Origin of the sequence: Halomonas eurihalina, from assembly GCF_008274785.1 — a bacterium.
Taxonomy (GTDB): domain Bacteria; phylum Pseudomonadota; class Gammaproteobacteria; order Pseudomonadales; family Halomonadaceae; genus Halomonas; species Halomonas eurihalina.
In genome coordinates this window covers 25,742-48,073 of record NZ_VTPU01000022.1, presented here as the reverse complement: position 1 = coordinate 48,073, position 22,332 = coordinate 25,742, and the positions used below count along the sequence as shown (strand labels likewise).

General features: G+C 63.6%; 17 protein-coding genes and 1 tRNA gene. 8 read left to right on the top strand and 10 right to left on the bottom strand.

Annotated features, from left to right (window positions below; genetic code table 11):
* Both FZZ93_RS16675 and glpK read right to left on the bottom strand, forming a co-directional pair.
* Window positions 1-77, bottom strand: a tRNA-Val gene (locus FZZ93_RS16675).
* Window positions 78-183: 106 nt separating this feature from the next.
* Window positions 184-1,692 (bottom strand): glycerol kinase GlpK, encoded by a 1,509-nt coding sequence (glpK, locus tag FZZ93_RS16670; protein WP_149323428.1) that lies wholly within the window; start codon window positions 1,690-1,692, stop codon window positions 184-186.
* Between the two features lie 222 nt (window positions 1,693-1,914).
* Here glpK and FZZ93_RS16665 point away from each other — a divergent pair, with 222 nt between their 5' ends.
* Together FZZ93_RS16665 and glpD are read left to right on the top strand one after the other, a co-directional pair.
* Entirely contained in the window at window positions 1,915-2,673 is a 759-nt protein-coding gene (locus FZZ93_RS16665; RefSeq protein ID WP_149323427.1) for a DeoR/GlpR family transcriptional regulator, read from the top strand.
* A 195-nt stretch (window positions 2,674-2,868) separates the two neighbouring features.
* Window positions 2,869-4,383, top strand: a complete 1,515-nt coding sequence (gene glpD, locus FZZ93_RS16660) for a glycerol-3-phosphate dehydrogenase (protein ID WP_149323426.1) — start codon at window positions 2,869-2,871, stop codon at window positions 4,381-4,383.
* A gap of 170 nt (window positions 4,384-4,553) precedes the next feature.
* On the opposite strand, the gene FZZ93_RS16655 is transcribed toward glpD, so the two are convergent.
* A complete protein-coding gene (locus FZZ93_RS16655; RefSeq protein ID WP_309676417.1) occupies window positions 4,554-5,258 on the bottom strand; it encodes a histidine phosphatase family protein in 705 nt (234 codons plus the stop codon).
* Here FZZ93_RS16655 and phnD point away from each other — a divergent pair.
* The 5 genes from phnD (at window position 5,257) to FZZ93_RS16630 (ending at window position 9,956) form a co-directional block, all read left to right on the top strand.
* Window positions 5,257-6,249 (top strand): phosphate/phosphite/phosphonate ABC transporter substrate-binding protein, encoded by a 993-nt coding sequence (gene phnD, locus FZZ93_RS16650; protein WP_149323425.1) that lies wholly within the window; start codon window positions 5,257-5,259, stop codon window positions 6,247-6,249. The genes FZZ93_RS16655 and phnD overlap by 2 nt on opposite strands.
* A gap of 78 nt (window positions 6,250-6,327) precedes the next feature.
* Window positions 6,328-7,137: a phosphonate ABC transporter ATP-binding protein gene (phnC, locus tag FZZ93_RS16645; RefSeq protein ID WP_149323424.1), complete on the top strand. Its 810-nt coding sequence runs from the start codon at window positions 6,328-6,330 to the stop codon at window positions 7,135-7,137.
* The gene (gene phnE / locus FZZ93_RS16640; protein ID WP_149323423.1) at window positions 7,124-7,924 is read left to right on the top strand and encodes a phosphonate ABC transporter, permease protein PhnE; all 801 of its coding nucleotides are present in this window, start codon (window positions 7,124-7,126) and stop codon (window positions 7,922-7,924) included. The genes phnC and phnE (FZZ93_RS16640) overlap by 14 nt, the downstream gene beginning before the upstream one ends.
* On the top strand, window positions 7,918-8,730 hold the full coding sequence (phnE, locus tag FZZ93_RS16635; RefSeq protein ID WP_149323422.1) for a phosphonate ABC transporter, permease protein PhnE: 813 nt from the start codon (window positions 7,918-7,920) through the stop codon (window positions 8,728-8,730). The genes phnE (FZZ93_RS16640) and phnE (FZZ93_RS16635) overlap by 7 nt, the downstream gene beginning before the upstream one ends.
* 161 nt (window positions 8,731-8,891) lie before the next feature.
* Complete coding sequence (locus FZZ93_RS16630; RefSeq protein ID WP_149323421.1) at window positions 8,892-9,956, top strand: endonuclease/exonuclease/phosphatase family protein; 1,065 nt, start codon at window positions 8,892-8,894, stop codon at window positions 9,954-9,956.
* Between the two features lie 102 nt (window positions 9,957-10,058).
* Here the strand turns inward: FZZ93_RS16630 and ppc are convergent, their stop codons facing one another.
* From ppc to cysM, 5 genes are all read right to left on the bottom strand, one after another.
* Window positions 10,059-12,707: a phosphoenolpyruvate carboxylase gene (gene ppc / locus FZZ93_RS16625; RefSeq protein WP_149323420.1), complete on the bottom strand. Its 2,649-nt coding sequence runs from the start codon at window positions 12,705-12,707 to the stop codon at window positions 10,059-10,061.
* A gap of 71 nt (window positions 12,708-12,778) precedes the next feature.
* A complete protein-coding gene (mazG, locus tag FZZ93_RS16620; protein WP_149323419.1) occupies window positions 12,779-13,636 on the bottom strand; it encodes a nucleoside triphosphate pyrophosphohydrolase in 858 nt (285 codons plus the stop codon).
* Window positions 13,636-15,918 (bottom strand): GTP diphosphokinase, encoded by a 2,283-nt coding sequence (relA, locus tag FZZ93_RS16615; RefSeq protein ID WP_149323418.1) that lies wholly within the window; start codon window positions 15,916-15,918, stop codon window positions 13,636-13,638. The genes mazG and relA overlap by 1 nt, the downstream gene beginning before the upstream one ends.
* Window positions 15,911-17,362, bottom strand: a complete 1,452-nt coding sequence (locus FZZ93_RS16610) for a TRAM domain-containing protein (protein WP_149323417.1) — start codon at window positions 17,360-17,362, stop codon at window positions 15,911-15,913. The genes relA and FZZ93_RS16610 overlap by 8 nt, the downstream gene beginning before the upstream one ends.
* A 1-nt stretch (window position 17,363) precedes the next feature.
* Window positions 17,364-18,260: a cysteine synthase CysM gene (gene cysM, locus FZZ93_RS16605; RefSeq protein ID WP_149323416.1), complete on the bottom strand. Its 897-nt coding sequence runs from the start codon at window positions 18,258-18,260 to the stop codon at window positions 17,364-17,366.
* Window positions 18,261-18,425: 165 nt separating this feature from the next.
* Here cysM and FZZ93_RS16600 point away from each other — a divergent pair, with 165 nt between their 5' ends.
* Window positions 18,426-21,170, top strand: coding sequence for a hybrid sensor histidine kinase/response regulator (locus FZZ93_RS16600; protein ID WP_149323415.1), 2,745 nt, complete (start codon window positions 18,426-18,428; stop codon window positions 21,168-21,170).
* On the opposite strand, the gene acpS is transcribed toward FZZ93_RS16600, so the two are convergent.
* Both acpS and pdxJ read right to left on the bottom strand, forming a co-directional pair.
* Window positions 21,110-21,487 (bottom strand): holo-ACP synthase, encoded by a 378-nt coding sequence (gene acpS, locus FZZ93_RS16595; RefSeq protein ID WP_149323414.1) that lies wholly within the window; start codon window positions 21,485-21,487, stop codon window positions 21,110-21,112. The genes FZZ93_RS16600 and acpS overlap by 61 nt on opposite strands.
* Entirely contained in the window at window positions 21,484-22,308 is an 825-nt protein-coding gene (gene pdxJ, locus FZZ93_RS16590) for a pyridoxine 5'-phosphate synthase (protein WP_149323413.1), read from the bottom strand. The genes acpS and pdxJ overlap by 4 nt, the downstream gene beginning before the upstream one ends.
* Window positions 22,309-22,332: the final 24 nt, after the last annotated feature.

Genomic DNA, 22,332 nt, shown 5'->3' with positions numbered 1-22,332 from the left:
TGGTAGGACCAGGCGGATTTGAACCGCCGACCTCCACGATGTCAACGTGGCGCTCTAACCAACTGAGCTATGGTCCTACGTCCCAGGCAATGTTCGCCTCGACAACGGATGCGTATTCTACCCATCCCGAGCCAAAATGCAACCCCTGATCGGCACGAACAGCCCCCCGCAAGGGCCCGGGGATCAGTGACTTGAGTCATGCTCCGCGGGCGCCGAGCGTACCCTGCCCACCGCTTCCAGCCAACCGGCGTAAAGCTGGCTCCGCTCCTCTTCAGGCATCGTCGGCTCGAAGCTACGCTCGCAGCGCCACAGATCGGCAATTTCCTCGAGGTCCCGATACCAGCCAAGCCGCAACCCAGCCAGGTAGGCAGCCCCCAGGGCCGTGGTCTCCAGAATCGTGGGGCGATCGACCCGCACACCGAGCATGTCGGCAAGAAACTGCATCACCCAATTGTTGGCCACCATGCCACCGTCAACCCTCAGGGTGCCGGGCGCGGCCGTCATGTCGTCATTGATGCAAACCTGCAGGTCTCGAGTCTGGTAGCAGACCGCCTGCAGGCCGGCAGCGACGATTTCAGCGATGCCGGTATCCCTAGTCAGCCCGAAGATCGCGCCGCGCGCCTTGGGGTCCCAATACGGTGCTCCCAGGCCGGTGAAGGCCGGTACCAGGTAGACACTGTGCCCACGACGCGTCTTGCGCGCCAGGGCCTCGGTCTCGGCGGCGTCGGCGAACAGCTGCAGGCCGTCGCGCAGCCACTGAACGGTGGCCCCGGCAACGAAGATGCTGCCTTCCATGGCGTAGGTCGTCACACCATTCAACCGATACCCCACCGTCGTCAGCAGCCGATTGCGCGACACACCCGCCTCATGGCCGGTATTGACGATCATGAAGCATCCAGTGCCATAAGTGCTCTTGCCCATACCGGGGGAAAAGCAGGCCTGCCCGACCAGCGCCGCCTGCTGATCGCCCGCGACTCCCGCGATGGGCAGTTCGCTCCCCAGCCATTCGGCATCGGCATGACCGAAATCGTCACTGGAATCCTTGACCTCCGGCAGCAAGCTTTCGGGAATGCCAAAGAGTTCGAGCAATGACGGATCCCAGCGCTGCTCATGGATATTGAACAAGGCGGTGCGCGACGCATTGGTGGCGTCCGTGGCGTGCACACGCCCACCGGTCAAGCGCCAGATGAGAAAAGTATCGACGGTACCGAAGGCCAGCTCGCCTCGCTCGGCGCGCTCCCGGGCCCCGGCTACGTTATCCAGAATCCAGGCCAGCTTGGTGGCCGAGAAGTAGGGATCGATCAACAAACCGGTGCGCGACTGCACCACCTCGGTATGCCCCTCCTCGCGCAGCCGCTCGCAGACATCAGCGGTGCGCCTGTCCTGCCAGACGATGGCATTGTACAGGGGCTTGCCAGTAGCACGATCCCATACCAGAGTGGTTTCTCGCTGGTTGGTGATGCCGATACCGACGATATCGTCGATGGAGATATCCATGCTTGCGATGGCCTCTCGACAGGTATCGACTACCGTCTCCCAAAGCGCCTCGGGATCGTGCTCGACCCAACCATCCTCGGGAAACTGCTGCGGAAACTCACGCTGAGCGGTAGTGACGACATGTCCCTCGCGATCGAAGAGAATGGCGCGGGAACTGGTGGTGCCCTGATCGATGGCGAGCAGATGAGAAGCCATGAAAGCGTCCTGTCGTTGTGAGAAGCGCACCCTTCCGCGCCTCCAGATCGGCCAATTTCGTTTTGCAACGGCAATGTTCGTTTGCGATCACAAAGCCTACTCCAGTGATCCCGGCCACTCAATTGAAGAAAGCCCGTCATCCCTACGACCTTCGGCGTATACCGGCGACTCGCTGCATCGCCGCCACCGATACAGTAGAATCGTCGACATCAAGGAGTCGCCATGAATCAACAACAACGCCAGGCTAGTATTCTCGAACTGGTAGGACGCCAGGGCTATGCCAGCATCGAGCAGCTCACCGAGCACTTCGCAGTTACCCCGCAGACCATACGTCGGGACCTCAACCAACTCTCGAGCGAAGGCCGCATTCGCCGCGTCCATGGCGGCGCCGGGCTCGAATCGAGTACGGTCAACACCGCCTACTCGACCCGCAAGACACTGAACCTGGAAGCCAAGCAACGCATCGCTGCCCTTCTCGCCCGGCAGATCCCCGACCATGCCTCGCTGTTCATCAACATCGGCACCAGCAACGAGGTCATCGCCGAGGCTCTATTGCATCATCACGGCCTGGAGGTCATCACCAACAACCTCAATGTCGCGGCCATCCTGCAGCACAAGGAGGACTTCAACGTCATCATCGCCGGCGGCCAGATACGCTCCCGGGATGGTGGCATTATCGGCGAGGCCACCATCGACTTCATCAACCAGTTCAAGGTCGATTTCGGCATCATCGGTATCAGTGGCATCGACGAAGATGGCTCGTTGCTCGAGTTCGACTACCAGGAAGTGCGCGTCGCCCAGGCGATCATCCACAATTCCCGGCAAGTCTTCCTGGCCGCCGATCATTCCAAGTTCCAGCGCAATCCCGTGGTCCGCCAGGGCAACCTTTCTCAGCTCAATGCCCTGTTCACCGACCGCGAGCCTCCGGCAAGCATCAAGCGACTGTTGAAGCAGCACGACGTGACACTCTACCTAGCCTGACTCCTCATTTCCGTGGCGCTCGCCGGCGGCGGCGCGCCCTTCGCATCATCGCCCATCGACAGCCTCCCTCGCCCTCGTCTCGCTCGCCTGCTGGAACGGGCCGACTTGATGTTCGTTTTCGATTGCTATATTTTCGCTTTCAAACACATCATGTTCACCTATGAACCCGGCGGCTCGCCGGTCGGAGCTTGTGCGATGGGCACTTCCACGGACGACATCCTGGATCTTTTCGTCATCGGCGGCGGCATCAATGGCACCGGCATTGCGGCCGATGCCAGCGGCCGCGGCCTCTCGGTCGCGCTATGCGAACAGGCCGACCTGGCCAGCGCCACCTCCTCGGCCAGCAGCAAGCTGATCCATGGCGGCCTGCGCTATCTGGAACACCACGAGTTCCGGCTCGTCCGGGAAGCCCTGCGCGAACGCGAGGTTCTGCTCGCCAAGGCACCGCACATCATCCGCCCCCTGCGCTTCATACTGCCGCATCGCGCGCATCTGCGGCCAGCATGGATGCTGCGTGCCGGCCTGTTCCTCTACGACCACCTCGGCAAACGCCAGCGGCTCTCCGGCTCCCGGGGTATCCGCCTATCATCATTGGGCCTGAAACCGGACATCCGACGCGGCTTCGAATATTCGGACTGTTGGGTCGATGACGCCCGCCTGGTGGTGCTCAATGCCATGCACGCCAGGCAACATGGCGCCGACATCATGGTCAGAACACGCTGTGTGGCGGCACATGATCATGGAGATCATTGGGAAATCGAGCTGGAAGACGGCGACAACGGTCGACGCTTCACCCGCCGTGCCCGGACACTGGTCAATGCAGCAGGCCCCTGGGTCGATGGCGTAGTGCGCGGTCAAGCAGGTCGTGTTTCGCGTTACGGCGTGCGCATGATCCAGGGCAGTCACCTGGTCGTACCGCGCCGCAACGCCGACGAACGGGCCTTCATCCTGCAGAACACCGACCAGCGCATCGTCTTCGTCCTGCCCTACGAGGAAGACTTCAGCTTGATCGGCACGACCGATCGTCGTTATCAAGGCGACCCGTCGCGCGTCGAGGCCAGCGAGGAAGAGATCGACTATCTGCTCGACGTCGTCAACGAGCACTTCACTACGCCTCTGACGCGCCAGGATGTCCTGCGCACCTTCTCCGGCGTACGCCCGCTGTGCGACGACGAATCGGCGGACCCCTCCGCCATGACTCGCGACTATACGCTGGATCTGGACGACACCACCGGTGCGCCATTGCTGTCGGTGTTCGGTGGCAAGATCACCACCTACCGCAAACTCGCCGAAGCCGCTCTCGACGCCCTATCTCCCCACCTGCCCGGAATGGGTGAGCGTTGGACGGCAAACAGCGCGCTCCCCGGTGGTGATATCGGCGATCAGGAAAGCTTCGCTGCGCAACTGGAAGCCGACTTCCCCTTCCTCGGACCGGCCCAGGCGCAGCGCTTCGCGCGCAGCTACGGCACCCTGTGTCTGGCATTTCTGAACGGAGCGCGTCGCGCCGAAGACCTCGGCGAGTCATTCGGTGCCGGCCTGACTGCCGCCGAAGTCGACTACCTTGTGGAACATGAATGGGCGTGCAGCGCCGAGGACATCCTGTGGCGACGCACCAAGCTGGGGTTGCGGCTGACGGCCGCCCAACGGCAACGCTTGACGGAATACTTGTCGCAAAGCCGATCCACCGTAGCCTTGTGCAATGTCTCGTAGGCACTGTCCGAAAAGTGCTTGCACTCGACCATACAGCGTTAAAAATTATCTCAAGAGCCTCATTTACCGCTCGTAAACTCCGGACTTTCGACAATTTTTGCCTTGCCTGGTCATCGCTCGTCGACTTTTCAGACAGCGCCTAGGTACGGCGTGTTGCCACGCCATGATAGTCACTCGAACAACGCCACCACCTCGGCGGGCTGCAACGGCGGTCGGTCGCGGTGGTGGCGCAGGTCGACACCGGCCAGGGCGCTCAGCAGGATCTGCAACGGATCGCCATGGCTCACCAGCAACACCACTTCCCCCTCGTAACGCTTCTCCAGACCTTGCATGACCGCGACCATGCGTTCGGCAACCGCATCGACGGGCTCGACGCCGAATCGTTGATGGCTCGCATCGACGGCATCCCAGGCCCAAACATCCGCATAGCGGGCATCCTGCTCACCTTCGAGCTCGCCGAACTCGCGTTCGCGCAGACCGGTATCCATGCTCGTGGCAACGCCGAAGTGTTCCGCCACACGCATCGCCGTCTGGGTCGTGCGCAAAAAATCGGAATGCACGATCCGCGTCGGCCTGGCCCAGCGCCAGGCGACCAAGGCCTCGCTTATCTCTTTGCGCCCCCGGGCCGACAGCCCGAATGAGTCAATGCCCCGTGCCGGAGAGCTGACAATGCAGCCGTGTTGATTGGCTTCGCTGTGACCATGGCGCATCACCAGGAAGCGATTGCGGCAGCTCAGCGGATCCAACGGTAAAGTGTTTGACATCGAACTGAAACAAACCCTAGATTGCAGAAGAGGCTTTCGAAAAGAGACATTCATGTCAATTTTCGAAAAAAGCATTCTTTTTTTATAACAACAAACATCGAGGTACGCCATGCGATACTTCCCCGCTTCTGCGGTCCGGCCACGGCTGGCCGCATCCGCCCTGCTGCCACTTCTTCTGGTCATGGGGCCTGCCATGGCCCAGGAAGACTGTCCCCGCGGCGACCTGGATGCCATCTACTGCGACAGGGACGGCGATCTGGTCGCCGACCGGCCAGAAGACGAGTCCGAATGGACCAATCCCGAGACGTTGATTTTCGCCTATACCCCGGTCGAGGATCCGGCGATCTATTCGGACATCTGGCAACCCTTCATCGAGCACCTGGAAGATGTAACAGGGCGCGACGTACGCTTCTTCGCCGTCCAGTCCAACTCGGCCCAGGTCGAGGCGATGCGCAGCGGGCGCCTGCACGTTGCCGGCTTCTCCACTGGCCCTACGCCTTTCGCGGTCAATCTGGCGGGTGCTGTGCCCTTCGCCCTGATGGGCTCCGACGACGGGCAGTTCGGTTATACCCTGCAGCTCTATACCCATGTCGACTCGGGCATCGACGAGATCACCGATCTCAAGGGCAAGCGCGTGGCACATACCTCGCCGACATCCAACTCCGGCAATCAGGCACCGCGCGCCCTGTTCCCCGAGCTCGGCATCGTCCCGGATGAGGACTACGAGGTTCTCTATTCCGGCAGCCACGACCAGTCGATGCTCGGCGTGGTCGCACAGGACTACGACGCCGCGCCTGTGGCTTCTGAGGTGGTCGAGCGCATGGCCGACCGGGGCCTCTACGACCCTAATGACGTGAAGATCATCTACGAATCCGACCGCTTCCCGACCACCTCCTATACCTACGCCCACAATCTGCATCCCGATCTCGTCGACAAGATCAAGGAGGCCTTTTTCAGCTTCGATTTCAAGGGCACCGAACTCGGCGAAGAATTCGAGGGCGTAGAGAAGTTCATCCCGATCAACTATCAGGACCACTGGAAGGTGATACGCACCATTCAGGCTTCCAACGGTGTCGAGTATACCCCCGACAACCTGCAGTGAGCCTGCTCGATTGACACCCAGGGCGGTTCGCCAGAGCCGCCCACTTTACTTCTTGCGCCTTCCCGGTCGGATACTGCCATGCTCGAGATTTCCCAACTGACCAAACGCTACGGTCAGGACGACCCGGTGCTCACCGGCCTGGACCTGACGGTTGAAGGCAACAGCGTGGTTGCCATCGTCGGCGCGTCCGGTGCCGGCAAGAGCACCATGCTGCGCTGTATCAATCGCCTCGTCGAACCGACATCCGGCTCGATCAAGCTCAACGGCCATGAGTTGGTCGGCCTGAAGGGCGCCGAACTCAGGCGCGCTCGGCGCCGCATCGGCATGGTCTTCCAGGGCTTCAACCTCATCGATCGCCTAAGCGTGATGGAGAACGTGCTCGCCGGTCGCCTGGGCTACGTGAGCCTCTTCCAGGCCGTGACTCGACGCTACCCTCAAGCGGATATCGAACGAGCCTTCCAGCTCATGGAAAGGGTCGACATTGCCCACTATGCCAACAAACGCGCCGATGAACTCTCCGGTGGTGAACGTCAACGCGTCGGCGTGGTCCGCGCCCTGATGCAGGAGCCCGAGGTACTGCTGGCCGACGAGCCTACCGCCTCGCTCGACCCACGCACCTCCGAACAGATCATGATGCTGCTGCAGAGCCTGGCCAGCGAGTTGTCACTGCCGGTCCTGATCAACATTCACAACGTCTCACAGGCCAAGACCTATACCGAACGCATCGTCGGTCTCCGCCATGGCAAGATGATCTTCGATGGTCGGCCGGCCGATTTCACCAGCGATGCTCTCGACGCCATATATGGCGGCATCGAGGCCGCGCAGGACGAGCCTCCTGCCCCGCCAGCGGCAACACGCAAGCACGAGGCGCCCCATGAACCGTTCTGACACGCCACGTACTTGGCGCAAGCCTCCGTTCATCGCCAACCCGCTGTTGCGCTACGGCATCCTTGCCGTTACCGCGACCTACCTCGTCTGGGCCTTCGCCACCCTGCCATTCAACTGGCAACGCATCGCCGAAGGCCTGCCGCGTTCCGCACGCATCTTCGGTGGCGGCTTTCCGCCGAATTTCTCGCGGGTCGACCTGTTGTTGACCGGTTTCATCGAGAGCTTGCAGATCGCTATCCTGGCCACCCTGCTCGGGGTCGCCCTATCGATCCCCTTCGCCATCATGGCGGCGCGCAATATCGCCCCGTTGCCCGTCTACCTGCTGGGCCGGGCGGTGATCATCGTGTCGCGCAGCTTCCATCCGGTGATCGTGGCAATCCTGTTCGTCGCTGCCGTGGGCTTCGGCCCTCTCGCCGGCATTCTGACCTTGACGCTCTACTCCATCGGTTTCGTCGGCAAACTGCTCGCCGAGGAAATCGAGGAGATCGACTGGGGGCAGGTGGAAGCCATTCGAGCCGCCGGGGCCGGCTATCTCGCCACTCTGATCTATGCCGTCTTTCCGCAGATTCTGCCCCGCCAGGTGGGACTGTCGATGTATCAACTCGACAGCAACCTGCGCGCCTCCGCCGTGGTCGGTATCGTCGGCGCCGGCGGTATCGGCAGCACCTTGATGAATGCCTTCGGGCGCTACGACTACGATTTCGCCTTCGCCATCCTGCTGGTCATCATCGCCGTGATTCTGGTCAGTGAAGGCATCAGTGGCTGGGTGAGGAAACGTCTATGGTAGAAGAACAAGCAGAGCGCCCCGCCGACCGTATATGGCGCCGCTATGATCGCCGCCAGCGACTGATCCACTATGCCGTTGTCCTGGCCGTGACGATGGCAGTGGTCTGGGCAGTCCATGACATCGACATCTTCTGGCCCTGGGTCTGGGATGCTCCGAACCAGATCTCGAACCTGGGGGCACGCATGTGGCCCCCCGACCCGACACGTCTTGGCGCGATCGTCGCGGCCATGCTGGAAACCGTACACATCGCGACCCTGGCCACCATGCTGACCGTGTTCATCGCCTTGCCGGTCTCCTATATTGCGGCCCAGAACACGACCCCCAATCGCGCCTGCCTGTGGCTCGGCCGCTTCATCCTGGTGGCCAGCCGCTCCGTCAACACCATTATCTGGGCCTTGCTGTTCGTGGCCATCTTCGGCCCCGGCGTGCTGGCCGGCATTCTCGCCATCATGTTTCGCTCAGTGGGATTCATCGGCAAGCTGATGGGCGAGGCCATCGAGGAGATCGACCGCCGCCCGGTGGAAGCGATGGAAGCCACCGGCGCCTCCAAGGCCAAGATCATCGTCTACGCGGTGGTGCCCCAGGTCATGCCGGCCTTCTTCGCCATCCTCATCTTGCGCTGGGACATCAACATCCGCGAGTCCACGGTACTTGGCCTGGTCGGCGCCGGCGGCATCGGCGTGATCCTCCAGGGCGCCATCGACACCTTTGCCTGGCCCACCGTGGCCACCATTCTCGTCGCGATCATCGCCCTGGTATTGATCGGTGAAGCATTGACCAGCCTGCTGCGGCGCAAGGTGCTTTAGTAACAGCAACAACAGCGACTGCAATGACATAGAATGACTTCAACGACAGCGAGTAACGACAGCAAATAACGACAACCGTCAACTCGGCGGCTCTCCCATCGCCGTGATATCCGGGGTATGCTCCGCTGGGCACCCGCTGGCATCGACATGGAGGACGAGCCATGCTGTCCATCGTCATCGCGACTCTCGCTATCCTGCTCCTGGGCATCACGATCCTGGCTCGCCTGCCGTTTCACTGGTGGTGGATACGCAGCTGCGAATTTCCGCGCCTGCAGATCGCCACACTGGCGCTGCTGACACTACTGTTCGCTCCCTTCAGCGAGGCGCCCTGGCGCTGGCTGATCGTGTCGAGCAGCCTGGTTACCCTGGTGGTCCAGGCCTGCTATATCCTGCCCTGGACACGCCTCTGGCCCGTCCAGGTCCAGCGTGCCGAGCCCGGCCACGACGAACGCTGCCTACGCCTGCTGATCGCCAATGTGCTGACGCCCAACCGTAATGCCGAAGGACTGATCGAGCTTATCCAGCAGCACTCGCCAGATATTGTCCTGACCCTCGAGTCCGACGACTGGTGGGGACAGCATCTCGACGCCGCCCTGGCCAGCCAATGGCCTCACGCCGTTCGCATTCCCCAGGATAACCTTTACGGCATGCACCTCTATTCTCGGCTGCCCCTGGTGTCGCCGCGCGTTGAACGACTGATCCAGGACGACATTCCGTCTATCTCGACCGGCATCACGCTACCCTGCGGTGACAGCATCCAGCTCTACGCCGTGCACCCCCGCCCGCCGGCACCCAACGAAAGCGAGGAGTCGCTGTGGCGTGACGCCGAACTCCTGCTGATCGGCAAACGTATCCATGACGCCCCCGCCCCGACCCTCGTGGCTGGCGATCTCAACGACGTGGCCTGGTCGCGCACCACCCGACTCTTCTGCCGCATCAGCGGCATGCTCGATCCACGTCGTGGCCGCGGCATGTTCAGCACCTTCCATGCGCATTATCCGGTACTGCGCTGGCCGCTCGACCATGTCTTCTCCAGCGAACACTTCACGCTACGCGACATGCGACGCCTGCCGGGATTCGGCTCGGACCATTTCCCGATTCTCACCACGCTCTGTTACCGCCCTTCCCGCGCCGACGAACACGAGACGCCTGACGCCGACCGCGACGAACACCGGGAAGCGCACGCCACGATACGAGAGGGCAAGGAGAGGGAGCAGGAAACCTAGACAGAGACGAGTGCCCTGAAACACCAAACCCTCCGAGGCATGCCTCGGAGGGTTTTCGTACGGTTTGCCGTCAGGGCGCGACGCAGCCCGGCCCTTCGGGCATCAGCCGGTGTTGCGCAGCCCGGCGGCGATGCCGGCCATGGTCACCATCAAGGCCCGTGACAGGTCGGCGCTGATGGCGCCGTCGGCATCTCGGTTACGCTGCAACAGCTCGGCCTGCAAACCATGCAGCGGGTCGATATAGGGGTTGCGCACCTCCACGGCCTGACGGATCAGCGGCGTATTCTCGAGCAGTTCCTGCTGATCGAGAATCTCCAGCACGACCTGATGCAATCGGCCGAAACGTTCGCGCAACCGCTCGCCCAGCGCTTCCAGCGCCGGCTCGTCCACCAGGCGATGCTCGTAATAGGCGGCGATGCTGACATCGGCCTTGGCGAGCAGCATCTCCAGCATTTCCAGGTAGGTACCGAAGAAGGGCCAGCGATCACGCATGTCGCGAAGCACCGCCAGGCCGCCCTCGTCTTCCAGACGTTTCGCAAAGGCTTCGCCGCTGCCTAGCCAGGCCGGCAGCATCAAGCGAGTCTGGGTCCAGGCGAAGATCCAGGGAATCGCCCGCAGCGTCTCCACGCCACCATCCTGACGGCGCTTGGCCGGCCGCGAACCGAGTGGCAACCGCCCCAGGGCCCCTTCAGGCGTCACTGAACGGAAATAAGGCACGAAGTCGGGATCCTCGCGCACCACGTCCACATAGGTGCCATGCGCCACTTCCGCCAGGCGGTCCATCTCTTCCCGCCAAGCGGGTTCCGGGGTGGGCGGCGGCAACAGCGAGGCCTCCAGGACTGCACAGGCGTAGATCTCCATGGAACGCAGGGCAATCTCGGGCTGGCCGAACTTGAAGCGAATCATCTCGCCCTGCTCGGTCACCCTCAGGCTGCCATTCACCGAGCCGGGGGGCTGCGAGAGAATGGCCGCGTGGGCCGGGCCACCGCCACGCCCCACGGTGCCGCCCCGGCCGTGGAACAGCGTCAGGTCGACGCTGTGGTGCCGACATACCTCGACCAGGGCCTCCTGGGCGCGATACTGGGCCCAGGCTGCCGCCAGTTGGCCGGCGTCCTTGGCCGAGTCCGAGTAGCCGATCATCACTTCCTGACGGTCGCCCGTCAGTTCGCGGTAGCCGGGCAGCGCCAGCAAGCGGTCGATGACATCCCCCGCCCGGTTGAGATCGTCGAGGGTCTCGAACAGCGGCGCGATGGGCAGTTTGGCGTCACCGCCGACTTCCTTCATCAACAACGCCACGGCCAGCACGTCGGAGGGCTGCGCGGCCATCGAGATGATATAGGTACCGAGCGCCTCGGCATGTTCGCCGGCCGCCACCCGGAAGGTATCGAGCACCTCGCGGCTCTCGGCGGAACACTCCCAGCGCCGAGGAATCAGGGGCCGACGCGAGGCCAGCTCGGCAAGCAGGAATTCCTGGCGCTGCTCCTCGTCCCACTCGCGATAGTGACCGAGCCCCAGTCCGTCGGTGAGTTCCTCCATGACCTGTTCGTGGCGCCCAGCCTCCTGGCGCAGGTCGAGCTTGGTCAGCGTCACGCCGAATACCGCCACCCGGCGCAGGGTGTCGAGCAGCACGCCATTGGCAATGGTGTCCAGCCCCACGTCGCAGAGCGAGCGATAACAGGTCAACAGCGGCGCATAAAGTTGATCCCGGGTCTCGATGATCGGGCCGCCATCGTAGCTCTTGCCGTCGAGTTCGGCCTTGGCCCAGTCCCGGGTCGCCTCGACCCGAGCCAGCAGCCGCTTGAGCAGCTCACGGTAAGGCTCGGCGACATCGCCGACCTCGGCCTTGAGCGCGCTGTTGGCCTTCCACATCGACAGCTCGGTCTTGAGCTGGTCGAGATCGCGCAGATAGAGATCGGCGGCCATCCAGCGCCCCAGAAGCAGGACTTCGCGGGTCACCCTGGAGGTGACGTTGGGGTTGCCATCGCGATCGCCCCCCATCCAGGAGGCGAAGCGGATCGGCGCGGCATCCAGCGGCAGGCGCTCACCAGCGGTGTCGAGCAGCAGGTTGTCCAGGTCGCGATGAAAATCCGGCACCGCCTGCCACAGGGAATTCTCGATTACCGCGAAGCCCCACTTGGCCTCGTCGACCGGGGTGGGTCGCTCGTGGCGAATCTCGTCGGTGTGCCAGGCCTGGCCGATCAGCTCTTCCAGGCGCCCCTTGGCCCGGGCACCACGTTCGGGATAGTCCGCCGAGGACTCGATGGCCGTCAGGCAATCATCGATGGCGTCGTATTTCTGGATCAGCGTACGCCGGATGACCTCGGTGGGATGCGCGGTGAGCACCAACTCCACGCGCATGTTGGCCAGGCTCTCCACCAGCTTGCGCGGCGAGTGGCCTTCGCCGCGGGCACGTTCGAGCAGCTCGCCCAACACCGGCTGGCTACCTGGCTTGTAGTCCTCGACCCGGCGGAAACGCGCGCGATAATGCTGCTCAGCGATGTTGGCCAGGTTGAGGAACTGGTTGAAGGCCCGCGTCACCGGCAGCAACTCGCTGTCGGGCAGTTGTCGCAGGTACTCGATCAGTTCACGACGCCCATCGGCTTCCCCTTGGCGCCCTCGCTTGGCGAGCCCGCGAATCGTCTCGATGCGATCGACGAACCCCTGCCCCAGGTCATCGGCAATGGTGCGCCCTAGGCTGTCACCCAGGATTCGGACATTGTCGCGCAGTGATTCGTGCAGGTCGTGACTCATGATCGAGACTCTCCTTCTGACGATGGCATTGGCATGGTTTCTTGTTGCCTGACGTGTTGATTGGATGCTTGCTACTTGGCTTTTTGTTGACTGGCGTTTTGTTGACTGGTTTCTTGCTGCTTGGCGACTTGCCAGTGTCGCTCCATCCTCGACAGCCCGGCCTCGGCGAGCGGCACACCCTCTTCGGCCAGCGCGGATTCCACATGGTGAAAACGCCGCTCGAACTTGGCGTTGGTGGCACGCAGGCAGCGTTCGGGGTCGGCATCAAGGGTACGCGCCAGGTTAACGGTGGCAAACAGCAAATCGCCGATCTCCTCCCTGACGTGCGCGTGATCCCCCGCATCCAGCGCTTCGGCGACCTCATCGAGCTCCTCGCGCAGCTTGTCGATCACCCCGCGAGTATCGGGCCAGTCGAAGCCGACCCGGGCGGCGCGCTTGGAAAGCTTGGCGGCCCGCGATAGCGCCGGCAGGTTCAGCGGCACGTCATCGAGTACTGAACGAGCCTCGCGGGCATCGCGCTCCTCGGCCTTCAACGCCTCCCAGCGGGAATGCACCTGGTGGGTCTGTACCTCGGCGGCACTGACGTCCCTGCGGCGCGATGCCAGGGTGCCGTCCGGGAAGACGTGCGGATGACGCTTGAGCATCTTGGCGGTGAGCACATCGACCACGTCGTGGAAGTCGAACCGCTCCTGCTCGGCGCCGAACTGGCTATAGTAGATCACTTGGAACAGCAGGTCGCCGAGTTCGCCAGGCAGCTCGTCGAAGGCGCGACGCTCGATGGCATCGGCCACCTCGTAGGCCTCCTCCAGCGTATGCGGCACGATGCTGTCCCAGTCTTGCTTGACGTCCCAGGGGCAGCCCTGCTCGGGGTCGCGCAGCACCGCCATGAGGGTCAGCAGGTCGTCGAGTGTGTGGCGCTGCCGGCTCATCAGTGTTTGCCTCCACGTTTGCCGCCACCCTTGATCTTGTCCTTGCCTCCCGAGCGCAGGCGCCGCACCTCAATGACATTGGACAACTGCTGGATGCGCGAGAACAACCGGCCCAGGGTTTCCAGGCCATCGACCTCCACGGTGATGGCCATGCGCGCGATGCCATCGTCGGTGTCGGTCAGGGTATTGACCGATAGCACATTGACACGGTCATGGCTGAGCACGGCGGTCACGTCACGCAACAGTCCCGCGCGATCCCATGCCTGTACCTCGATGTCCACCGGGTACTGGGTGCGCGCTCGCTCGCCCCACTCCACCTCGATCACCCTCTGGGGCTCATCGAGGCGTAGCTGCAGAATGTTCGGGCAGTCCTGGCGGTGCACGGTCACCCCGCGCCCCTGCGTGATGAAACCAACGATGGACTCGCCGGGAACCGGATGACAGCAGTTGGCCATGCTGGTCTTGAGGTTGCCAACCCCCAGCACGGTGATGTCACTGTCGCCCTTGTCCGCCGAACGACGGGGCTTGGCCAGCAGCTTGTCGAGCTGCTCCTGACCGTCGCTCTCGCCGAACAATTGCTGAGCCTGGTGCAAAACCTGGCCAATGCGCAGATCGCCGGCACCCAGAGCGGCGTACATGTCGTCGGGGCCACTGTAATTGACCTTGTTGGCCAGCCGGGTGAGATCCATGTCCTCCACATCAAGGCGCTTCATCTCTCGCTCGAAGAGCACCCGTCCTTCCTCGAGATTGCGGTCCCGCGCCTGATGCTTGAACCAGGACTGGATCTTGGCCCGGGCGCGTGAGGTGCAGACATAACCGAGGCTGGGATTGAGCCAGTCGCGGCTGGGCCCCCCCTTGCTGGCGGTGAGAATCTCGACCTGCTGGCCGGTATGCAACCGGTAGGTCAACGGCACGATGCGCCCGTTGACCTTGGCGCCACGACAGCGATGCCCCACCTCGGTATGCACTCGATAGGCGAAGTCGATGGGCGTCGCCACGCGCGGCAGGTCGATGACATGACCATCCGGCGTGAAGACGTAGATGCGGTCCGGCGCCACATCGCTGGAGAGCCCCTCGCGCAGGTCGCCGAAATCGCCGACCTCCTCCTGCCACTCCAGCACCTGGCGCAACCAGGCGATCTTTTCCTCGTAACTGGCGCTGCGCGCGCTGGTATCGTGGCCCTTGTAACGCCAGTGGGCACACACCCCGAGTTCAGCCTCCTCGTGCATGGCGAAGGTGCGTATCTGGATTTCCAGCACCTTGCCTTCCGGGCCGAAGACCGCGGTGTGCAGCGACTGATAGCCATTCTTCTTGGGATTGGCGATGTAATCGTCGAATTCGTTGGGCACGTGATGCCAACGCGAATGCACGATGCCGAGCACCGCATAGCAGTCGCTGACATCCGGCACCAGGATGCGCACCGCGCGGATATCATGGACCTGGGAGAAGTCGATCCGCTTGCGCTTCATCTTCCGCCAGATCGAGTAAATGTGCTTGGCACGACCATCGACTTGATGCTGGATGCCCTGGGCGTCCATCAGCGACTTCAGCGTCTCGACCACATCATGGATGTAGCGGTCGCGATCCAGGCGCTTCTCGGCCAACTGGCGGGCAATGGCCTTGTAGTCGTCCTCGTGCAGGTAGCGGAACGACAGGTCCTCGAGCTCCCACTTGAGGTGCCCGATGCCCAGCCGGTGCGACAACGGCGCATAGATATCGAAGACCTCGCGAGCCACCTGCAGGCGCTTCTCACGCGGTGCATCGCGCACCTGGCGCAGCGCGCAGGTGCGTTCGGCGATCTTGATCAGTGCCACCCGCACGTCATCGATCATGTTGACCAACATCTTGCGCAGATTGTCCTGCTGATCGTGCTGGCTAAGCCCTTGGGTCGGCATCTGGGTCGTGCTGATCGCCGCCATCTGCAGTACGCCCGATATCAGCCCGGCGACTTCCTCGCCAAAGCGCTTCTTGACCTCTTCCAGCCCGATCAGCCGCTCACGCACGGCGCGGTACAGCACAGCGGCCTCCAGCGCCGGCTGATCGAGACGTAGTTCACCCAGGATGTCGGCCATCTCGAGCCCCATGCGAAAGCTCGACCCATCCTTGAGCCAAGCCTTGTGAGGGCGTTCGGATTCCAGCTCCAGACGCTGGGCGATATCGCAGGCCGCACGCATCTCGTCGGGCGCGCGCAGCTTGACGTCTTCCTCCAGGCGTTCGACCCAACGGCCGATATCGACCCGTCCATTGGGGTCCAGCGGCTGGTCTTCCCGCACTTTAACCATCGGTTGACGCTCCTTGCCGCCGCCGCGCCGAGTCCGGATGCTCGAGCAGCAGCATGGATTCGAGATGTGAGGTATGAGCGAACATATCGGCCACCGCGCTGCGCCGGACGACGTAACCGGCAGACACGAGCCGGGCCGCATCCCTGGCCAAGGTCGCCGGGTCGCAGGAGATGTAGAGCACCCGAGGCACCGGACGTTCCGCCAGTTGGCGGCACAGTGTCTCGGCTCCGCTGCGTGGCGGGTCCAGGACCAGCACCTCGGGCGCGGCGGTTTCCAGCAATCGCCGGCAGGCGTCGGCATCGTTGAGATCGGCCTGACGCGCCGTCACCGCCACCTGGTTGCGCGCGGCGTTGCTCGCCAGGCGCTCGACCATCGCCGCATTACCCTCCACCGCCGTGACCTCGGCACCCTGAGTCGCCAGCGGTAGACTGAAGTTACCAATACCGGCGAATAGATCAAGCACCCGCGTTCCCTGTGCCTCTGGCGACAGCGACGACGCCAGCCAGCTCAGTGCGGTGTCGACCATGCGCTGGTTGACAGCTTCGTTGGCCTGCAGGAAGTCGCTGGGCTCGAGCCCCAGGACGAGCGTGTTTTGCTCCGCCGTCAGGCGGCAATGCAGCGCGGGTGCGGATGTCAGCCACTCGAAACGCGGCGACTCGCGCCCCAGCCAGGCGCCAAGATGCAGCCCCTGCGCCTCGGCGAACGCCCGCCAGCGGCGTTGATCGACGACATGTTCGCGCAACTGCCGCACGACCAGCGTCACGGCGCCATCGCTGGCCAGCAGTTCCAGATGGCCGACATGGCGCGGCGCTTCGAGGCTTTCGACCTGCTCACGCAATGGACGCAGCAACGACGACAGCGCCGGCAACAGTACCGGGCAGTCGTCCAGATCCACCAGCCGGTGGCTGTGCCGGGCCCGAAATCCCAGACGCACCTGCCCGCTGCTGTCGACGCGCACACCGAGCCGGGCGCGGCGACGGTATCCCTCGCCGGCCGCGGCCAGCAGCGATATCGCACCGGGCAGCTCGATGCCCTGTCGCACCAGCAGCTCGCGCAGCACCTCACGCTTGTGATCACGCTGCGCTTCGAGCGACAGATGCTGCAGATCGCACCCACCACAGCTGCCGTAATGTCGACAGGGTGGCGTGGCACGCGAGGTCGACGCCACGATGATCTCGCTCACATGGGCTTCATCGAAGCGCTTGCGGCTGCGATGCACGCTGACCACGACACGCTCGCCGGGCAGCGCGCCTTCGACGAAGACGGTCTTGCCGTCGGGATCCCGCGCCACACCACGGCCATCGTGAGCCAGCCCCTGAATCTCGACCTCACGGGAGCCTACTGAGCCGGCGGAGCGCTCGACGCTCGCAGGCTGTCGACGTTCCCGCAAGCCAGAGACACCGGAGCGCGTCCGTGCGGGCCGACGCTTGCCGAGTCCCGTCACCTCAGATCTCCGGAGCGAATAGACCGGTGGACAGATAGCGATCCCCGCGGTCGCAGACGATGAAGACAATCACCGCATTCTCGACCGTTTCAGCGACGCGCAGCGCGCCAGCCAGGGCACCTCCCGAAGACACGCCGGCAAAGATCCCCTCCTCCCGGGCCAGGCGCCGCATGTGCTCCTCGGCCTCGTACTGGCCGATGTCCAGCACCTTGTCGACCCGCGCGGCGTCGAAGATGCGCGGCAGGTACGCCTCCGGCCAGCGGCGGATGCCGGCGATACTCGCGCCATCCTCGGGCTGCAGGCCGACGATCTCCACCTCGGGATTGTATTCCTTGAGGCGCTGCGACACGCCCATGATGGTGCCGGTAGTGCCCATCGAACTGACGAAGTGGGTAATGGTGCCACCGGTCTGCTCCCACAGCTCCGGAGCGGTCGTCTGGTAATGCGCCAGTGGGTTGTCGGGATTGGCGAACTGATCGAGCGGCTTGCCCTCGCCCCGGGCGATCATCGTCTCGGCCAGGTCGCGGGCTTCTTCCATGCCCCCTTCCTTGCTGACCTCGATGAGTTTGGCACCGTAAGCGGCCATCGCCTGCTTACGCTCGCTCGAGGCACTTTCCGGCATGATCAGCACCATCCGATACCCCTTGATGGCGGCGGCCATTGCCAGGGCGATACCGGTATTGCCGGACGTCGCCTCGACGAGGGTGTCCCCGGGCGTGATGGTGCCGCGCTTCTCAGCCTGTTCGAGCATCGACAGCGCCGGCCGGTCCTTCACCGAACCTGCGGGGTTGTTACCCTCGAGTTTCGCCAGCAACGTATTGTTGTGCCCGGCGGTGATACGCGTGAGGCGGACCAGCGGCGTATGGCCGATGGTGTCCTCCAGAGTGGGGAAATGCATTCAGCCTTCCTTATGGAAAAGTCTGTGGCCCATTATATCCTTGGCCACCCGGAGTGGACAGGCATGTGCCCCGGCTATGGCATACTGAGCCACGACACTGTCTTCAATACTTGCTTCAACACTTGCTTCGACATCTCTTTAACACACTCTTCGCGAGACGCGCCGATGTCCGTCAAGACACGCCTGATGCTCTGCATTCTCGTCCTGCCGCTGATCCTGCTGACGCTGCTTATCGTCGCCGTCACCGAACTGGAGCATCGGCATCATCAGCAGCAACTCGCCCAGCGCCTGACCCAGGCCGCCAGCATGCTGACGCCTGAACTCGACGCGGCATTGGCCGAGAATCGACAGCGCGCCCTGTCACCCATCGCCACCCGGCTGCTCGAGCTCGACGAAATACGGGCCCTGGCCATACGCGACGCCCAGGGCAATGCTCCACTAAAACAGGGTCGGCTACGCGACATGCCCGACGAGCTCCTCTCCAGTGAAGAGGCCCTGGTCAAGGACGGCACCCAATGGCGACTGCGCCTGCCATTGTCGAGCGCCAACGCCCGCTTGCTCCTCGATATCGATGCCTCGTCGCTGTCGCTGGCCTATTACCGCCAGTTGGTTAGTGGCGGCCTGCTGCTGCTGCTCACCGGACTGCTGTTGTTCCTGGTTGCCTACTCGACTGTCCGCCGACTCATCCAGCCCCTCGAGGAGGCCAGCGAGAGCCTGTCGCGCCTGGCCGCCGGCATGACCCCCGAGCCACTGCCAATGCCTGTCGGTGCCGAACTCGTCCAGCTCGTGCAACGCCTCAATACTCTCCGGGACCACCTGGCCTGTGCCCACGACGACCTGCAGATCCAGGTCGAGCAGGCAACCCAGGAACTGCAGGAATCCATGGAAACCATCGAGGTCCAGAACATCGAACTCGACCTGGCCCACCGACACGCCCTCGACGCCAACCGTGCCAAATCGGAATTCCTGGCCAATATGAGCCACGAGATCCGCACACCGCTCAACGGCATTATCGGCTTCTGCCGACTGCTGCACCGCTCGGAGCTGAACGCACGACAACGCGAATGGTTGGACCATGTCCTGCGCGCCTGCGACAACCTGCTGATGCTGGTCAACGATGTCCTCGACTTTTCCAAGATCGAAGCCGGCCGGCTGGAACTGGAACACCGGCCGCTGGACATGGTCGCCCTGGTCGATGAAGTACTGGGCCTCCAGGCGCCACAAGCACAGCAAAAGGATCTGCAACTGCTTGGCCTGGTGTATGACGACGTCCCCGAGGAACTGGTCGGCGACCCCCTGCGCATCCGGCAGGTGCTGACCAACCTGGTCCACAACGCGGTCAAGTTCACCGACCAGGGCGAGGTCATCGTGCGCGTCTCAGTGGAGGATGCCGCCCACAACCAGACCACCCTGGGCATCTCGGTCAGCGACACTGGTATTGGCCTGTCGCAGGCGTGCCAGCAACAACTCTTCGACGCCTTCCGCCAGGGAGAGACCAGCCACCAACGCCAGTTCGGCGGCACCGGCCTGGGGCTGGCCATCTGTCGCCAGCTCGTCGAACAGATGGGAGGCGAAATCAGCGTCGACAGCGAGCCCGGCCTGGGAGCGACCTTCTCCTTCACGTTACCCCTGGGCGGCCATGTCAGCGGCGAGCGCCCTCGCGAAGTGGACCTGGCTGGCGCCACCGTGGCCATTGTCGAGCCCCACCCCCTGACCCGGCGAGCCTTGCATCACCTCATATCACGCTGGGGAGGCCGCCCCCTCGAGCTCGATGAGGCCGAGGCCAACGGCGCCAACCTGGCCCTGATCGGCCTGGCCAGCGAAGACCTGCACGACGATGCCCTGGCCAACTGGCGAGAACGACTGTCGCGGCTCGGCTGCCCCGCCCTGTTGATGGCCAATGCCAGCCCCCACGACCTTCCTGACGACCCACCGCTGCCTCATGGTGGCGAACTGCTGTGCAAGCCACTGTCACGCTTTGCCCTGGCCGACGCGATCCGCCGAGCCCGACAGTCGACGACGCCCGCCCTCCCGGAAGCGACGACGGCGACGACGGCAACCGCGACCTCCCATGACGACGCCACACGTCCCTGGCATATCCTCTGCGTGGACGACACCGAATCCAACCGGCTGCTGCTCAAGGAACTGATCCTGGGCGCCAGCAGCGGGTTCGAGGTCAGCCTGGCGGACAGCGGAGAGGAGGCCCTGGCCATGGCCCGGCACACCACATTCGACATGGTCTTGATGGACATCCGCATGCACGGCATGGACGGCGTGGAAACCACTCGCGAACTACGCCGCCTGGGCGGTCACTGGCGACGCCTGCCGATCATTGCTGTCACGGCCCACGTTCAGGAGAATCAGCGCCGCGACCTGCTGGACAACGGCCTGGATGGCATGCTGGAAAAACCGGTCGACGTCGCTCAGTTGTCTCAAATGATGCGACATCATCTTGGTGTCGGCGTCGACGGCGAGACGGCCGGACCCGCTGCATTGCCACGCGCGATCCGCGCGGAAGATGCCGAACTGGCCGAGGTCGACCTGGCACTCGGTACGCGCCTGGCAGGAGGACGCGAGCAACTGGCTCGCCAGTTGCTCGATCAGTTGATCGCTTCGCTCGAAGACACCGAGACAGCGATCCGCAACGCCACCGCACGGGACGATGACGAAGCCCTGCTCGACGCCATCCACGCTCTCAACGGGGCCTGCCGTTATTGCGGCGTGCCACGCTTGGCCCTGCTGGTGGAAACGCTCGAAACCCGGCTACGCTCACGCGGCGGCAACGCCGTGGCCCCTCTGTTGCCGGACCTCTACGCTGCCATGCAAAGCTTACGCGCCCGGGGTAGCTCTCACGCCTCCAGCACCACGAAGGCCACGGCAAACGCAACCTCGTCCGACAACGACACATGAAGCCCCCGAACCCCCGAGGCCGTGGCCAGTTCCTCGGCCCGGCCCGACAGCCGCAGGGCGGGGCGCCCCAACGCATCGTTGACCACCTGGATCTCGGTCCAGCGCATGCCGTGACGCAGGCCAGTGCCCAATGCCTTGACGAAGGCTTCCTTGGCGGCAAAGCGCTTGGCCACGTAGTTCGCCGATTGCCCCCGGTCCCGAAACGCCGCGCGCTCATCCTCGCCCAGCAGGCGCATGACGAAACGTTCGCCATGGCGCTCGATGGCGCGCTCGAAGCGCGCCACCCTAGCAATATCGGTCCCAATTCCGATGATCATGCGCTGTCGTCAGCCGTATCATCATGGTCATGGTCGTGGTCGTGGTCATGCTCGTGGCCATGCTCGTCGAGCGCGGCCAGCAGGCCCGCCTCCTGACCAGCGATGGCCAGCCGCTTCATCTCAGTTACCGCCTCCTTGAGACCGACGAAGATTGACCGGGCGATCAAGGCATGGCCGATGTTGAGTTCATGAATGCCGGGAATCGCCGCGACCGCTTCAACGTTGTGATAATTCAGGCCATGGCCGGCATTGACGATCAAGCCAAGCTCGGCGGCCATCTCCGCGGAGGCGACCAGTCGAGCATGCTCCTGCCGGGCCGCCTCGCCACTCGCCTCGGCATAGGCGCCGGTATGCAGCTCGATCGTCGGCGCCCCAGCCTTGGCAGCCGCCTCAACCTGCTCCGGCGTCGGATCGATGAACAGCGAGACCTCGCAGCCGACTGCCGCCAGCCGGCGACAGGCATCGCTCACGCCGTCCAGGCCACCTGCCACGTCGAGACCGCCTTCGGTGGTCAACTCCTCACGCTTCTCGGGCACCAGACAGACATGGGCCGGGCGAATCTGTTCGGCAAACGCCACCATCGACTCGGTGACGGCCATCTCCAGATTCATGCGCGTGTTGAGCACCTCGGCCAGCAGGCGAACATCGCGCTCCTGGATATGCCGGCGGTCCTCGCGCAGATGAACGGTGATGCCGTCGGCACCGGCCTCCTCGGCCAGCAAGGCCGCCTGGACAGGATCGGGATAGCGCGTGCCACGCGCCTGGCGTAGCGTGGCGACATGGTCGATGTTGACACCGAGCAGGATGCGAGGGGGATGCATAAGACTCTCCTTGTAGACGGAAAA